The 14,051-nt window shown below is 71.0% G+C and carries 12 protein-coding genes and 1 pseudogene; 1 reads left to right on the plus strand and 12 read right to left on the minus strand.

Features of this window, described 5'->3' with window-relative positions; all coding sequences use genetic code 11:
- Positions 1-72: 72 nt before the first annotated feature.
- The 6 genes from carB to pyrR form a co-directional block, all read right to left on the minus strand.
- Positions 73-3,381: a carbamoyl-phosphate synthase large subunit gene (carB, locus tag ACVW19_RS05105; RefSeq protein WP_457457014.1), complete on the minus strand. Its 3,309-nt coding sequence runs from the start codon at positions 3,379-3,381 to the stop codon at positions 73-75.
- Positions 3,374-4,555: a glutamine-hydrolyzing carbamoyl-phosphate synthase small subunit gene (carA, locus tag ACVW19_RS05110; RefSeq protein WP_457457016.1), complete on the minus strand. Its 1,182-nt coding sequence runs from the start codon at positions 4,553-4,555 to the stop codon at positions 3,374-3,376. The genes carB and carA overlap by 8 nt, the downstream gene beginning before the upstream one ends.
- The gene (locus tag ACVW19_RS05115) at positions 4,552-5,124 is read right to left on the minus strand and encodes a PH-like domain-containing protein (protein WP_457457018.1); all 573 of its coding nucleotides are present in this window, start codon (positions 5,122-5,124) and stop codon (positions 4,552-4,554) included. Before ACVW19_RS05115 ends, carA begins: the two co-directional genes overlap by 4 nt.
- Positions 5,121-6,416 (minus strand): dihydroorotase, encoded by a 1,296-nt coding sequence (locus tag ACVW19_RS05120; RefSeq protein WP_457457020.1) that lies wholly within the window; start codon positions 6,414-6,416, stop codon positions 5,121-5,123. Before ACVW19_RS05120 ends, ACVW19_RS05115 begins: the two co-directional genes overlap by 4 nt.
- Before the next feature lie 4 nt (positions 6,417-6,420).
- On the minus strand, positions 6,421-7,395 hold the full coding sequence (locus tag ACVW19_RS05125; protein ID WP_457457021.1) for an aspartate carbamoyltransferase catalytic subunit: 975 nt from the start codon (positions 7,393-7,395) through the stop codon (positions 6,421-6,423).
- A gap of 108 nt (positions 7,396-7,503) precedes the next feature.
- Positions 7,504-8,061 (minus strand): bifunctional pyr operon transcriptional regulator/uracil phosphoribosyltransferase PyrR, encoded by a 558-nt coding sequence (pyrR, locus tag ACVW19_RS05130; RefSeq protein WP_457457023.1) that lies wholly within the window; start codon positions 8,059-8,061, stop codon positions 7,504-7,506.
- 274 nt (positions 8,062-8,335) lie between these two features.
- Between pyrR and bldD the strand changes: the two genes are divergently transcribed.
- Positions 8,336-8,839 carry a transcriptional regulator BldD gene (bldD, locus tag ACVW19_RS05135; RefSeq protein WP_202276780.1) on the plus strand — a complete coding sequence of 168 codons (504 nt, stop codon included), beginning with the start codon at positions 8,336-8,338 and terminating at the stop codon, positions 8,837-8,839.
- A gap of 236 nt (positions 8,840-9,075) precedes the next feature.
- Here the strand turns inward: bldD and nusB are convergent.
- The 6 genes and pseudogenes from nusB to ACVW19_RS05165 form a co-directional block, all read right to left on the minus strand.
- Positions 9,076-9,511 (minus strand): annotated as a pseudogene (nusB, locus tag ACVW19_RS05140) (transcription antitermination factor NusB).
- A 2-nt stretch (positions 9,512-9,513) separates the two neighbouring features.
- Positions 9,514-10,080: an elongation factor P gene (efp, locus tag ACVW19_RS05145; protein WP_457457026.1), complete on the minus strand. Its 567-nt coding sequence runs from the start codon at positions 10,078-10,080 to the stop codon at positions 9,514-9,516.
- Positions 10,081-10,137: 57 nt separating this feature from the next.
- Positions 10,138-11,244, minus strand: coding sequence for an aminopeptidase P family protein (locus tag ACVW19_RS05150; RefSeq protein ID WP_457457028.1), 1,107 nt, complete (start codon positions 11,242-11,244; stop codon positions 10,138-10,140).
- Positions 11,245-11,335: 91 nt separating this feature from the next.
- Positions 11,336-12,205 carry a Pro-rich N-terminal domain-containing protein gene (locus tag ACVW19_RS05155; RefSeq protein ID WP_457457029.1) on the minus strand — a complete coding sequence of 290 codons (870 nt, stop codon included), beginning with the start codon at positions 12,203-12,205 and terminating at the stop codon, positions 11,336-11,338.
- A 248-nt stretch (positions 12,206-12,453) separates the two neighbouring features.
- On the minus strand, positions 12,454-13,548 hold the full coding sequence (gene aroB / locus ACVW19_RS05160) for a 3-dehydroquinate synthase (RefSeq protein WP_457457031.1): 1,095 nt from the start codon (positions 13,546-13,548) through the stop codon (positions 12,454-12,456).
- On the minus strand, positions 13,545-14,027 hold the full coding sequence (locus tag ACVW19_RS05165; RefSeq protein WP_457464448.1) for a shikimate kinase: 483 nt from the start codon (positions 14,025-14,027) through the stop codon (positions 13,545-13,547). The genes aroB and ACVW19_RS05165 overlap by 4 nt, the downstream gene beginning before the upstream one ends.
- Positions 14,028-14,051: the final 24 nt, after the last annotated feature.

Raw genomic sequence — 14,051 nt, forward strand, 5'->3', positions numbered from 1 at the left:
GGTGTCCTGTCCCAGGTGGTCCTCATGAAGAGGGGGACACCGTCGACGGTGTCCCCCTCCGGCGGCTCAGCCCTAGTCGCGGGCCGCTGTCAGATGGTGCGCGTGTTCCTGGAGCGAGCGGACGCCCACCTCGCCGCGGTTGAGGGCGTCGATGCCCTGGACCGCCGCGGCGAGCGCCTGGACCGTCGTCAGGCACGGCACGGACCGCGCCACCGCGGCCGTGCGGATGTCGTAGCCGTCGAGACGGCCGCCGGTGCCGTACGGCGTGTTGACGATGAGGTCGACCTCGCCGTCGTGGATCAGCTGGACGATGGTCTTCTCGCCGTTCGGGCCGGTGCCCTCGGACTGCTTGCGCACCACGGTGGCGTTGATGCCGTTGCGCTTGAGGACCTCGGCGGTGCCGGAGGTGGCGAGCAGTTCGAAGCCGTGGGCGACCAGCTCACGCGCGGGGGAGATCATCAGGCGCTTGTCCCGGTTGGCGACCGAGATGAAGGCGCGGCCCCGGGTGGGCAGCGGCCCGTAGGCGCCGGCCTGCGACTTGGCGTAGGCCGTGCCGAAGACGGAGTCGATGCCCATGACCTCGCCGGTGGAGCGCATCTCCGGGCCGAGGACCGTGTCGACGCCGCGGCCGTGGATGTCACGGAAGCGTGACCACGGCAGGACGGCCTCCTTGACGGAGATCGGCGCGTCCAGGGGCAGCGTGCCGCCGTCCCCCTGGGCGGGGAGCAGGCCCTCCGCGCGGAGTTCGGCGACGGTCGCGCCGAGGGAGATCCGGGCGGCCGCCTTGGCCAGCGGCACCGCGGTCGCCTTCGAGGTGAAGGGGACGGTGCGGGAGGCACGCGGGTTGGCCTCCAGGACGTAGAGGATGTCCCCGGACAGCGCGAACTGGATGTTGATCAGGCCGCGCACCCCGACCCCGCGTGCGATGCCCTCGGTGGAGGCGCGCAGCCGCTTGATGTCGAAGCCGCCGAGCGTGATCGGGGGCAGGGCGCACGCCGAGTCGCCGGAGTGGATGCCGGCCTCCTCGATGTGCTCCATGACGCCGCCGAGGTAGAGCTCCTCGCCGTCGTACAGCGCGTCGACGTCGATCTCGACCGCGTCGTCGAGGAACCGGTCGACCAGCACCGGCCGGGAGGGGCTGATCTCGGTCGACTCGGCGATGTACGACTCCAGCCGGTTCTCGTCGTAGACGATCTCCATGCCGCGCCCGCCGAGCACGTAGGACGGGCGCACGAGGACCGGGTAGCCGATCTCGTCGGCGATGGCCTTGGCCTCGGCGAAGGTGGTGGCGGTGCCGTGCTTGGGGGCCGGCAGGCCGGCCTCCGCCAGGACGCGGCCGAAGGCCCCTCGGTCCTCGGCGGCGTGGATGGCCTCGGGGGGTGTGCCGACGATCGGCACGCCGTTGTCCTTCAGCGCCTGGGCCAGGCCCAGCGGGGTCTGGCCGCCGAGCTGGACGATCACGCCCGCGACCGGTCCGGCCTGCTGCTCCGCGTGGACGATCTCCAGGACGTCCTCCAGGGTGAGCGGCTCGAAGTAGAGCCGGTCGGAGGTGTCGTAGTCGGTGGAGACGGTCTCCGGGTTGCAGTTGACCATCACGGTCTCGTACCCGGCGTCGCTCAGCGCGAAGGAGGCGTGGACGCAGGAGTAGTCGAACTCGATGCCCTGGCCGATGCGGTTCGGGCCGGAGCCCAGGATGATCACCGCGGGCTTCTCGCGCGGGGCGACCTCGGTCTCCTCGTCGTAGGAGGAGTAGAAGTACGGCGTGTCCGCGGCGAACTCGGCGGCGCAGGTGTCGACCGTCTTGTAGACCGGGCGGATGCCCAGGGCGTGCCGGACCTCGCGGACGACGTCCGCGCGCAGGCCGCGGATCTCGCTGATCTGCTCGTCGGAGAAGCCGTGCCGCTTGGCCTCGGCGAGCAGGTCCCGGGTCAGCTCGGGTGCCTCGGCGAGCTCGTCGGCGATCTCCTTGAGGAGGAAGAGCTGGTCGACGAACCAGGGGTCGATCTTGGTGGCGTCGAAGACCTCCTGGGGGGTGGCTCCCGCGCGGATGGCCTGCATGACCGCGTTGATACGGCCGTCGGTCGGGCGGATCGCCTCGTCGAGGCGGAGCGCCTTGTCCCCGGGGTCGCCCACGAGGGTGAACCGGCTGCCCTTCTTCTCCAGCGAGCGCAGCGCCTTCTGCAGGGCCTCGGTGAAGTTGCGGCCGATCGCCATGGCCTCGCCGACCGACTTCATGGTGGTGGTGAGGGTGGAGTCGGCGCTCGGGAACTTCTCGAAGGCGAACCGCGGGGCCTTGACGACGACGTAGTCGAGGGCCGGCTCGAAGGAGGCCGGGGTCTCCTTCGTGATGTCGTTGGGGATCTCGTCGAGGGTGTAGCCCACGGCGAGCTTCGCGGCGATCTTGGCGATCGGGAATCCGGTCGCCTTGGAGGCCAGGGCCGAGGAACGCGACACACGCGGGTTCATCTCGATGACGATGACGCGCCCGTCCTCGGGGTTCACCGCGAACTGGATGTTGCAGCCCCCGGTGTCGACGCCGACCTCGCGGATGACGGCGATGCCGATGTCCCGCAGGGTCTGGTACTCGCGGTCGGTCAGCGTCATCGCGGGCGCGACGGTGATCGAGTCGCCGGTGTGCACGCCCATGGGGTCGAAGTTCTCGATGGAGCAGACGACCACGACGTTGTCGTGCTTGTCGCGCATCAGCTCCAGCTCGTACTCCTTCCAGCCGAGGATGGACTCCTCCAGGAGCACCTCGGTGGTCGGCGACAGGGTGAGGCCCTGTCCGGCGATGCGGCGCAGTTCGTCCTCGTCGTGGGCGAAGCCGGAGCCGGCGCCGCCCATGGTGAAGGACGGGCGGACGACGACGGGGTAGCCGCCGAGCTCCTCGACGCCCTTGAGGACGTCGTCCATGGAGTGGCAGATGTAGGACCGGGCGGACTCGCCGTGTCCGATCTTCTTGCGGACCTCCTCCACGACCTCCTTGAACAGGTCGCGGTCCTCGCCCTTGTGGATGGCCTCCACGTTGGCGCCGATCAGCTCGACGCCGTACTTCTCCAGGACGCCGTTCTCGTGCAGGGAGATCGCGGTGTTCAGGGCCGTCTGGCCGCCCAGGGTGGGCAGCAGGGTGTCCGGCCGCTCCTTGGCGATGATCTTCTCGACGAACTCCGGGGTGATCGGTTCGACGTAGGTGGCGTCGGCAATCTCCGGGTCGGTCATGATCGTCGCCGGGTTGGAGTTGACCAGGATGACGCGCAGGCCCTCGGCCTTCAGCACCCGGCACGCCTGGGTGCCGGAGTAGTCGAACTCGGCGGCCTGGCCGATGACGATCGGGCCGGAGCCGATGACCAGGACGGACTGGATATCGGTGCGCTTAGGCACGCTGGCCCTCCATCAGGGATACGAAGCGGTCGAACAGGTAGGCGGCGTCGTGCGGGCCCGCTGCCGCTTCCGGGTGGTACTGGACGCTGAAGGCCGGCCTGTCGAGCAGGCGGAGCCCCTCCACCACGTTGTCGTTGAGGCAGACGTGGGACACCTCCACCCGGCCGAACGGTGTCTCGGAGACCTTGTCGAGCGGGGCGTCGACGGCGAAGCCGTGGTTGTGCGAGGTGACCTCGACCTTGCCGGTCCTACGGTCCTGCACCGGCTGGTTGATGCCGCGGTGGCCGTACTTCAGCTTGTAGGTGCCGAAGCCGAGGGCGCGGCCGAGGATCTGGTTGCCGAAGCAGATCCCGAAGAGCGGGGTGCCGCGCTCCAGGACGCCCCTCATCACGGAGACGGGATGGTCGGCGGTGGCGGGGTCGCCGGGGCCGTTGGAGAAGAACACCCCGTCGGGGTTGACGGCGTAGACGTCGTCGAGGGTGGCGTTCGCGGGCAGGACGTGCACCTCGATGCCGCGCTGTGTCATGCGCTGGGCGGTCATGCCCTTGATGCCGAGGTCGATCGCGGCGACGGTGAACTTCGCGGTGCCGACCGGGAGGGGTGCGCCGTCGGGGCCGACGGCGGGGACGACGTACGGCTCGGTGGTGGCGACCTCGGCGGCGAGGTCGGCGCCCTTCATCTCGGGGGCTTCCCGCACGTCGGCCAGCAGCGCGGCGTCGTCCCGTACGGCGTCGCCGCTGAAGATGCCGACGCGCATGGCGCCCCGTTCGCGCAGGTGCCGGGTCAGCGCGCGGGTGTCGATGCCGCTGATGCCGACGATGCCCTGGGCGGCGAGCTCCTCGTCCAGGGCGCGGCGGGAGCGCCAGTTGGACGGCACGCGCGCGGGGTCGCGCACGACGTAGCCGGCGACCCAGATCCGCTGGGACTCGGGGTCGTCGTCGTTGACGCCGGTGTTGCCGACGTGCGGCGTGGTCATCACGACGACCTGGCGGTGGTAGGACGGGTCGGTGAGGGTCTCCTGGTAGCCGGTCATCCCGGTGGAGAACACCGCTTCGCCGAAGGTCTCCCCCACCGCCCCGTAGGCACGGCCGCGGAAGACCCGGCCGTCCTCCAGGACGAGTACGGCGGGAATCACCTTCTTGCGAGAGGTGGTTTCCCGGGTGGAGGTTGTCATCGTTCGGCGCCTTCCGTTGTGACGTTCGTCTTGCTCATGGAGTTGACGGCCGGGACCCACTCGTTGTGGTCGGCCGCGTGGTCGAAGCGGAAGCCGGAGTCGATCAGCCGCTCACCGTGTGCCCAGGTGACGACGAGCAGACCGCCCTCGGTGAGCACTTTGCCGGCGATGCCCTTGTCGAGCCGGGCCCCGCGCAGCGCGTCGGCCGGGACGAAGAAGTCGCCGGCTCCGGGGCGTACGACGTCCAGGCCCGCGTCGGTGAGGGTGAGCTCCACCCGGCTGCGGGTGCCCAGGCCGTGCGCCACGATGCGGTCGAGCCACTGACCGGCGGTGGTGGAGCCGTGGTAGCGGCCGCTCGCGCTCAGTTTCGCCGGGCCGGGGTCGTCCGGGGTCGTGGGCAGCCCGGGGAGGTCGCTCTGGAGGGTGCCGCGCCACTTCCAGCCCTCGCGCATCAGCCAGTAGACGAGCGCGACGAAGAGGGCGAGTCCGACGACCCAGCCGATCCTGGCCGCCCAGTCGGTCACTTCCGCCGATCGTTTCTCGGCGGCCAGCAGGATTACAGGTGTCACGTGAGCTTCCCGTCGACGAGCGTGGCCGTGCCCCGGAGCCAGGTGTGCGTGACACGGCCCGGCAGCTCGCGGCCCTCGTACGGGGTGTTGCGGCTGCGCGAGGCGAAGCCCGCGGGGTCCACGGAACCACGGTATGCCGTGTCGACGAGGGTGAGGTTGGCGGGCTCACCCACCGAGACGGGACGGCCGTGTCCCTCGGCCCGTCCGATGCGCGCGGGTGCGAAGGACATCCGGTCGGCCACGCCGGCCCAGTCCAGCAGGCCCGTGTCGACCATCGTCTCCTGGACCACCGACAGCGCGGTCTCCAGGCCGACCATGCCCATGGCCGCGGCCGCCCACTCGCAGTCCTTGTCCTCGTGCGGGTGCGGGGCGTGGTCGGTGGCGACGATGTCGATCGTGCCGTCGGCGAGCGCCTCGCGCAGCGCCAGGACGTCCCGCTCGGTGCGCAGCGGCGGGTTGACCTTGTAGACCGGGTTGTAGGTGCGCACCAGTTCGTCGGTGAGGAGCAGGTGGTGCGGGGTGACCTCGGCGGTGACGCGGATGCCGCGGGCCTTGGCCCAGCGCACGATCTCGACGCTGCCCGCCGTCGACAGGTGGCAGATGTGGACACGGGAACCGACGTGCTCGGCGAGCAGGACGTCCCGGGCGATGATCGCCTCCTCGGCGACGGCCGGCCAGCCGCCCAGGCCCAGCTCTGCGGAGACGACGCCCTCGTTCATCTGGGCGCCCTCGGTCAGCCGGGGTTCCTGCGCGTGCTGGGCGACGACGCCGTCGAAGGCCTTCACGTACTCCAGGGCGCGCCGCATGATCACGGCGTCGTGGACGCACTTGCCGTCGTCGGAGAAGACGGTGACGCCGGCCGCGGACTCGTGCATGGCGCCCAGTTCGGCGAGCGTGCTGCCCTCCAGGCCGACGGTGACGGCGCCGATGGGCCGTACGTCGCAGTAACCGTGCTCCTTGCCGAGCCGCCAGACCTGCTCGACGACACCGGCGGTGTCGGCGACCGGGAAGGTGTTGGCCATGGCGAACACGGCGGTGTAGCCGCCGCTCGCCGCCGCGCGGGTGCCGGTCAGCACGGTCTCGGAGTCCTCGCGGCCCGGCTCGCGCAGATGGGTGTGCAGGTCGACCAGGCCGGGCAGCAGCACCTTGCCGGCGGCCTCGACGACCTCGGCGCCCTCGACGGCCTCGGCGCTCAGTCCGGTGCCGACGGCCGCGACGGTCCCGCCGTCGATCAGCACGTCCTGCGGGTCTCCGCCGAGCACCTTCGCACCGCGGATCAGGGTCTTGCTCATGGTGTTACTTCTCCTCCGTGGTGCGGGTGAGGGCGGGTTCGTTGCCCCCGAGCAGCAGGTACAGGACGGCCATCCGGATGGAGACCCCGTTGGCGACCTGCTCGACGACGGTGCAGCGGCCGGAGTCGGCCACCTCGGCGGTGATCTCCATCCCGCGGACCATGGGGCCGGGGTGCATCACGATCGCGTGCTCGGGCATCCGCCGCATGCGCTCGCCGTCGAGGCCGTAGCGCCGTGAGTACTCGCGCTCGGTCGGGAAGAACGCGGCCTTCATGCGCTCGCGCTGCACGCGCAGCATCATCACGGCGTCGGATTTGGGCAGGGTGCGGTCGAGGTCGTAGGAGACCTCGCAGGGCCAGGACTCGATGCCGACCGGCAGCAGGGTCGGCGGGGCGACGAGGGTGACCTCGGCCCCGAGGGTGTGCAGCAGGTCGACGTTGGAGCGGGCGACCCGGCTGTGCAGGACGTCGCCGACGATCGTGATGCGTCGGCCGGCGAGGTCCTGGCCGATCCCGGCGTCCGGGCCGACGAGCCGGCGCCGCATGGTGAAGGCGTCGAGCAGGGCCTGGGTGGGGTGCTGGTGGGTGCCGTCGCCGGCGTTGATGACGTGCGCGTCGATCCAGCCGGAGGTGGCCAGCCGGTACGGGGCCCCCGAGGCGCCGTGCCGGATGACGACGGCGTCGACTCCCATGGCTTCCAGGGTCTGCGCGGTGTCCTTGAGGGACTCCCCCTTGGAGACGCTGGACCCCTTGGCGGTGAAGTTGATGACGTCCGCGGACAGCCGCTTCTCGGCGGCCTCGAAGGAGATCCTGGTCCGGGTGGAGTCCTCGAAGAAGAGGTTGACGACGGTCCGGCCGCGCAGGGTCGGCAGTTTTTTGATCGGCCGGTCGGCGACCCGGGCCATCTCCTCGGCGGTGTCGAGGATCAGGACGGCGTCGTCGCGGGTGAGGTCGGCGGCCGAGATGAGATGACGGTGCATCTGTCAGGCTCCGTAAGACGGTTCAATCGGAAGAACGGGAGAATCCGGGCATTTGGTGGCGCGGAGGCGCCCCGGGCCGGCGCATGCCGACGACGTGCGCCCGGATCGCTACGGGGAGGTCCGCTTGGCGCCGAGCAGCACGGTGTCGCGACCGTCCTCCTCGGCGAGCAGGACCTTGACCGTCTCCCGCAACGACGTGGGGAGGTTCTTGCCGACGTAGTCGGCACGGATGGGCAGTTCGCGGTGACCGCGGTCGACGAGAACGGCGAGCTGCACCGCGCGGGGACGCCCGATGTCGTTCAGCGCGTCGAGGGCGGCGCGGATGGTGCGCCCGGAGAAGAGCACGTCGTCGACGAGGACGACCAGCCGGCCGTCGATGCCGTCACCGGGGATCTCGGTGCGGGCCAGCGCACGCGGCGGCTGCATGCGCAGGTCGTCGCGGTACATGGTGATGTCGAGCGAGCCGACCGGGACTTTGCGTTCGGTGACCTGCTCGAGCTTGGCGGCGAGCCGCTGGGCGAGGAAGACGCCCCTGGTCGGGATGCCGAGGAGAACCACGTCGTCGGCACCCTTGGCGCGCTCGACGATCTCGTGGGCGATGCGGGTCAGTACCCGCGCGATGTCGGGGCCTTCGAGAACGGGCCGCGCATCGGTGTGCGTGTCCATGTGAACGGACCTCCTTCTCCGCCTCACGGGACGGACCTTAAAGGACGTCGGAATTGCGGCGCCCACGTTATCAGGTCGGCAGCGACACCCCTGTTCACCCCTTCGCCCGCCGCCCCTCACCCCCCTGGCGCAACCGATCCGACGTAGCACGGAAGAGTCGGTGTGGACCATTCGGCTTGACGGGCGAGAGTAACTCTGCGTAACCTCACAGTGAGTTACCAGCCGCGCGGCCTGGAAACATGCCAGCCGCGTCGACACAGTGCCGGGGAGCTATATGTCCAGCGAATACGCCAAACAGCTCGGGGCCAAGCTCCGAGCGATCCGCACCCAGCAGGGCCTTTCCCTCCACGGTGTCGAGGAGAAGTCCCAGGGCCGCTGGAAGGCGGTCGTGGTCGGTTCGTACGAGCGCGGCGACCGCGCCGTGACCGTGCAGCGTCTTGCCGAACTGGCGGACTTCTACGGCGTTCCGGTGCAGGAACTCCTTCCCGGCACCACTCCGGGCGGAGCCGCCGAGCCGCCGCCCAAGCTGGTCCTCGACCTGGAGCGGCTGGCCACGGTGCCGCCGGAGAAGGCGGGCCCGCTGCAGCGGTACGCGGCGACGATCCAGTCCCAGCGCGGCGACTACAACGGCAAGGTGCTCTCGATCCGTCAGGACGACCTGCGCACCCTCTCCGTGATCTACGACCAGTCCCCCTCGGTTCTCACCGAGCAGCTGATCAGCTGGGGTGTCCTGGACGCGGACGCGCGCCGTGCGGTCGCCTCGCACGACGAGAGCTGATCACGGAGCGCTCTGCGGGTTGAGCAGAAACGTACCGCCGGGGTGGCCCGAACCTCACACGTTCGGGCCACCCCGGCGGTCTTCGTCCGGCCCGCCCCGTCACCGGGGGGGCCGGGCGCACCGAGTGCGCCGGAGGGCCCGCAGCGGTCGTGCTGCGGGCCCCTCCGGCGTGTCTGTGTCGGCGCGGGTGCCTGCCGGGCGCCTGTACCGGTTCCTGTCCCGGTGGCGGTGCCCGCTCAGCTCTCGTCGCGGCGCAGTGAGGGCTTGAGTTCCTTGAGCCCGGCCGAGGAGGCCGTTGATGAACGAGGGCGACTCGTCCGTGGAGAACTCCTTCGCCAGCTGCACCATCTCGTCCAGGACGACGGCGTCCGGGGTCTCGTCGACCCAGATCAGCTCGTACGCGCCGAGACGCAGGAGGTTGCGGTCGACGACCGGCATCCGGTCCAGCGTCCAGCCGACCGAGTACTGGGCGATCAGCTCGTCGATGCGCTTCGCGTGCTCCGCGTAGCCCTCGACCAGCTGCATCGTGTACTCGCTCACCGGCGGCTGCCGGGTGTCGGAGCGGGAATGCCGGACCCAGTCCGCGAGGACTGTCAGAACGTCGGCGCCGCGCTGGTCACCCTCGAAGAGGATCTGGAAGGCGCGCTTGCGGGCCGTGTTGCGGGCAGCCACGGTTAGCTGGTCACCCGGCCGAGGTAGTCGCTGGTGCGCGTGTCGACCTTGATCTTCTCACCGGTGGTGATGAAGAGGGGCACCTGGATCTGGTGACCGGTCTCCAGCGTGGCCGGCTTGTTGCCGCCGGTGGAGCGGTCGCCCTGGACGCCCGGCTCGGTCTCGGCGACGGTCAGCTCGACGGCGGCCGGCAGCTCGACGAAGAGCACCTCGCCCTCGTGCTGGGCGACGGTGGCCTCGAAGCCCTCGACGAGGAAGTGGGCGGCGTCGCCGACGACCTTGCGGTCGATGTGCATCTGGTCGTAGGTCTCCATGTCCATGAAGACGAAGTAGTCGCCGTCCATGTAGGAGAACTGCATGTCCCGCTTGTCGACGGTGGCCGTTTCGACCTTCACGCCGGCGTTGAAGGTCTTGTCCACGGTCTTGCCGGAGAGCACGTTCTTGAGCTTGGTGCGCACAAAGGCCGGGCCCTTGCCGGGCTTGACGTGCTGGAACTCGACTACGGACCAGAGCTGGCCGCCTTCGAGCTTGAGCACCATGCCGTTCTTGAGGTCGTTCGTGGAAGCCACGTTGCGGAATCTCCTGGACTGACGTGAGACGACCCGGGGCCGGCACTCGGCGCGAGGCTAGAGCGCCAGCAGTTCCTTGGTCGTGATGGTGAGTAGCTCGGGTCCGCCGTCCGCCTCGGGGCGTACGACGAGCGTGTCATCGATCCGGACACCGCCCCGGCCCGGGAGGTGAACCCCTGGTTCGACGGTGACCGGCACACAAGCGTCCAGTTTACCCATGGCCGCCGGGGTCATTTGCGGGTCCTCGTCGATTTCGAGTCCGACTCCGTGTCCGGTGACGGCCGGAAGGGCCTCGGCGTACCCGGCCCCGTCCAGCACCTGACGGGCCGCGCGGTCCACGTCACGGCAGGCGGCGCCGGGAACGAGGGACTCCCGTCCGGCCCGCTGAGCGGTGAAGACGAGGTCGTACAGCTCGATCTGCCAGTCCGCGGGGGCGGTGCCGATGACGAACGTACGGCCGATCGCGCAGCGGTATCCGCGGTAGGCGGCGCCGAGACAGACGGAGAGGAAGTCGCCCTCCTCCACCCGCCGGTCCGTGGGCCGGTGACCGGGCCGACCGGAGTTCGGGCCGGTGGCGACGGAGGTGGCGAAGGCGGGCCCGTCGGCGCCGTGGTCGACCAGCCGGCGCTCCAGCTCCAGCGCGAGATGCCGCTCGGTGCGGCCGACGAGGATCGACTCCAGCAGCTCGCCCAGGGCCTGGTCGGCGATCTCCGCGCCGATGCGCAGGCAGGAGATCTCCTCCTCGTCCTTGACCACCCGGAGCTGCTCGACCGCTGTTCCGACGTCGGCCAGCCGCAGCCGGGGAGCGGCCGAGCCGAGGGCACGGTGCCGGGTCACGGTGAGGTGGTGCTCCTCGACGGCCAGGGAGTCGGCGCCCTGCCCGTCGGCGAGACCGGCGGCCAGGGCGGCCGGATCGCCGCCGGCCGCCGGCACGACGTGAACACGCAGCGCCTCGTCGGGCCGAGTCTGCGGGGAGCGGTCCTCGAGGGGCGCGGCGCACACCAGCAGGTCCTCGGCCGGGCCCAGCAGCAGCACGGTGTCCTCGGGGACGGCGCCCGCGAGATAGCGCACATTGGCGGGGCGGGACACCAGCGTCGCCGCGCTGCCGCCCGCGTTGCAGCACTCCCTCAGCCGCGTCCGGCGGACCGCGTACACCTCAGACATGACCCGAGCCTATGAGCGATGGCCGGATACCGCCGGTCGAGAGGTCCGAGTGGGCGGACCGGCCCGGGGCGGCGGCCCCGTGGGGCGTGATTCACCAGGCCGGAGGGCTGGCGATGGACCGGGCCAGGACGTCGTCCAGGACCGCGGCCGTTTCCGGTATGCCGAGCTGGGAGTTGTCGATGATCGGGAGGCCCGAGCCGTACCAGCCGGCCATGCGGCCGTGAATGCGGGCTACCTCCTCGTCGCCGAGGCGGCGGTTGCCGGACCGCTCCGCGTTGCGTTCCAGGACGATGTCCAGGCCCGGCAGCAGGACGACGGGCAGCAGGCCCGGCCCCACATGCCGTTTCCAGCCACCGAGGCCGACGACGGGGCGGTCGGGGAAGACGGCGTCGTCGAGGATGCAGGAGATGCCGTTGGCGAGGAAGTTGCGCGCGGCGAAGCCACAGGTGCGGCGGGCCAGCCGGTACTGCGCCTCCGAGTGGTCGTTCCATCCGGTCTGCGGGTCGGCGAAGCCCGACCGCACCCACTCCCGTACGTCGTCCAGGCTGATGTGCGCGGTCGGCACCCGGCGGTGGTCCGCCCAGTACTTGGCGACACTGGTCTTCCCCGCTCCCGCCGGGCCTATGAGCAGCACCGCGAGGGTCGTACCGGCCGGGTCGGCGGCCGCTGGAGCCTGCGGGGCGCTGGGCACGGCCACGGGGCCGCCGGGCGGCAGCGGCATATGACCGGTGGCCTCCGGCGGAATCGAGGGATGCCCGGCCTGCGGAACGCCCGCGGGGCGGGGTACCGGCCCGGGCGGGGGCGCAGGGTACCCCGGAGCAGGAGGGGCTGGAGGGGGCGGGGGCACCGGGGCGGGCCCCTGGTGCGCTCCCGGGTGGTGTGCGGCCGGTGACCAGCCGTCGGCCGGTCCGTGCCCCGGTCGGTGGGGCGGCGGCAGCGGAGAACCCACTGCGTGCTGCATCCGGTGCCACTCCGTCTCGGTCTGCTGGGCTCGGTTCACTCGCCACAGGCGACAAGCACTGAAGGCAGGGTGGGTCCCCGCTCTCCCCCACCCTAGAGCGTCGGGCCGGCTGTTCGAACGGTACGGCTCACTGCCGTTGTCGGATGAACGGCCGGGGGCGTCCCCGAGTGCCCCGATCGCCGGACCGAACGGCCCGGCGATCGGGGCAGGGGGTCTGCTCCGGGTCTGCTCCGGGTCTGCTCCGGGGGCTACTCCCCCACTTCTCCGTAAGCGGCGAGCAGCACCGCCGGGTCCGGGCCCTCCAGCACGGTGGGCCGGGCGAGACCGTCGAGGACGATGAAGCGCAGCAGGTCGCCGCGGGACTTCTTGTCGACCTTCATGGTCTCCAGCAGCTTGGGCCACTGGTCGTAGCGGTAGTGCAGGGGCAACCCGACCGACTCGAGGACGGCGCGGTGCCGGTCGGCGGTGGCGTCGTCCAGACGGCCGGCGAGCCGGCCGAGCTCGGCGGCGAAGTGCATCCCCACCGACACCGCCGCGCCGTGGCGCCACTTGTAGCGCTCGTTCTTCTCGATGGCGTGGCCGAGGGTGTGCCCGTAGTTGAGGATCTCCCGGCGGCCCGCCTCCTTCAGATCGGAGGAGACGACCTCGGCCTTGACCCGGATCGAGCGCTCGATGAGCTCGGCGGTGTGCGGGCCCGACGGGGTGCGGGCGGCCTGAGGGTCGGCCTCGATGAGGTCCAGGATCACCGGGTCGGCGATGAAACCGGCCTTGATGACCTCCGCCAGCCCGGAGACGTAGTCGTTGACCTGGAGGGAGTCCAGGGCGGCAAGGTCGCACAGCACACCGGCGGGCGGGTGGAAGGCACCCACCAGGTTCTTGCCCTCGGCGGTGTTGATGCCGGTCTTGCCCCCGACGGCCGCGTCCACCATGGCCAGCACCGTGGTCGGGACCGCGATCCAGCGCACCCCGCGCAGCCAGGTCGCGGCCACGAAACCGGCCAGGTCGGTGCTGGCGCCGCCGCCCACGCCGACGATGACGTCGGTGCGGGTGAATCCGGACTGGCCGAGCGCCTTCCAGCAGTACGCGGCGACCTCGGCCGTCTTGGCCTCCTCCGCGTTGGGCACCTGGATGGCGATGGCCTCGTAGCCCTGCGCGGCGAGGTCGGCGCGGAGCACGTCGCCGGTCTCGGCGAGCGCCTCGGGGTGCACGATCGCGACCCGCTTGGCCTTGTCCCCGATCAACCCGCCGAGCTCACCCAGGAGCTGACGACCCACCAGGACCTCGTACGGGTCGGTGCCCGCGGTGCCGCCGATGGGGATCCGCGTCACTGCCTCGCTGCTCATGCTTGCTTCATCTCCAGTGCGTCCAGGGCGGAGCGGGTGACTTCTTCCGGCGTGCGGCCGTCCGTGGCCACGACGGCCGTCGCGGCCTCCTCGTACAGATGGCGCCGGGCCTCCATCAGCTCGCGCCACTGCTTGCGCGGATTGACCGCGAGCAGGGGGCGGGCGGCGTTGAGCCCGGTGCGCTTGACCGCCTCCTCGACGTCCATCGACAGATAGACGACCCGCTCCCCGGCGAGCAGCGCACGCGTGTCGGCGTCGAGGATGGCGCCGCCCCCCAGGGCCAGGACGCCCTCGTGCTCGGCGAGCGCGGTGCGCACCGCCTGCTTCTCGATCGCGCGGAAGGCGGACTCGCCCTCGTCCACGAAGATCTCGGCGATGCTGCGGCCCTGCGCGGCGACGATGTCGTCGTCGGTGTCCCGGTAGCCGACGCCCAGCCGCTCGGCCAGCAGCCGCCCGACGGTGGACTTGCCCACGCCCATCGGGCCGACCAGCACGATCAGCGG

The sequence above is a fragment of the Streptomyces sp. TE5632 genome, from assembly GCF_054061295.1.

What these genes read in the sequence shown, in the direction of transcription:
- ACVW19_RS05125 (WP_457457021.1), bottom strand. Translation starts at nt 7,395, where the DNA reads ATGCACCGTCATCTCATCTCGGCCGCCGACCTCACCCGCGACGACGCC.
- carA (WP_457457016.1), bottom strand. Translation starts at nt 4,555, where the DNA reads ATGACAACCTCCACCCGGGAAACCACCTCTCGCAAGAAGGTGATTCCC.
- ACVW19_RS05155 (WP_457457029.1), bottom strand. Translation starts at nt 12,205, where the DNA reads ATGCAGCACGCAGTGGGTTCTCCGCTGCCGCCGCCCCACCGACCGGGG.
- aroB (WP_457457031.1), bottom strand. Translation starts at nt 13,548, where the DNA reads ATGAGCAGCGAGGCAGTGACGCGGATCCCCATCGGCGGCACCGCGGGC.
- pyrR (WP_457457023.1), bottom strand. Translation starts at nt 8,061, where the DNA reads ATGGACACGCACACCGATGCGCGGCCCGTTCTCGAAGGCCCCGACATC.
- ACVW19_RS05120 (WP_457457020.1), bottom strand. Translation starts at nt 6,416, where the DNA reads ATGAGCAAGACCCTGATCCGCGGTGCGAAGGTGCTCGGCGGAGACCCG.
- ACVW19_RS05165 (WP_457464448.1), bottom strand. Translation starts at nt 14,027, where the DNA reads ATGGGCGTGGGCAAGTCCACCGTCGGGCGGCTGCTGGCCGAGCGGCTG.
- bldD (WP_202276780.1), top strand. Translation starts at nt 8,336, where the DNA reads ATGTCCAGCGAATACGCCAAACAGCTCGGGGCCAAGCTCCGAGCGATC.
- ACVW19_RS05150 (WP_457457028.1), bottom strand. Translation starts at nt 11,244, where the DNA reads ATGTCTGAGGTGTACGCGGTCCGCCGGACGCGGCTGAGGGAGTGCTGC.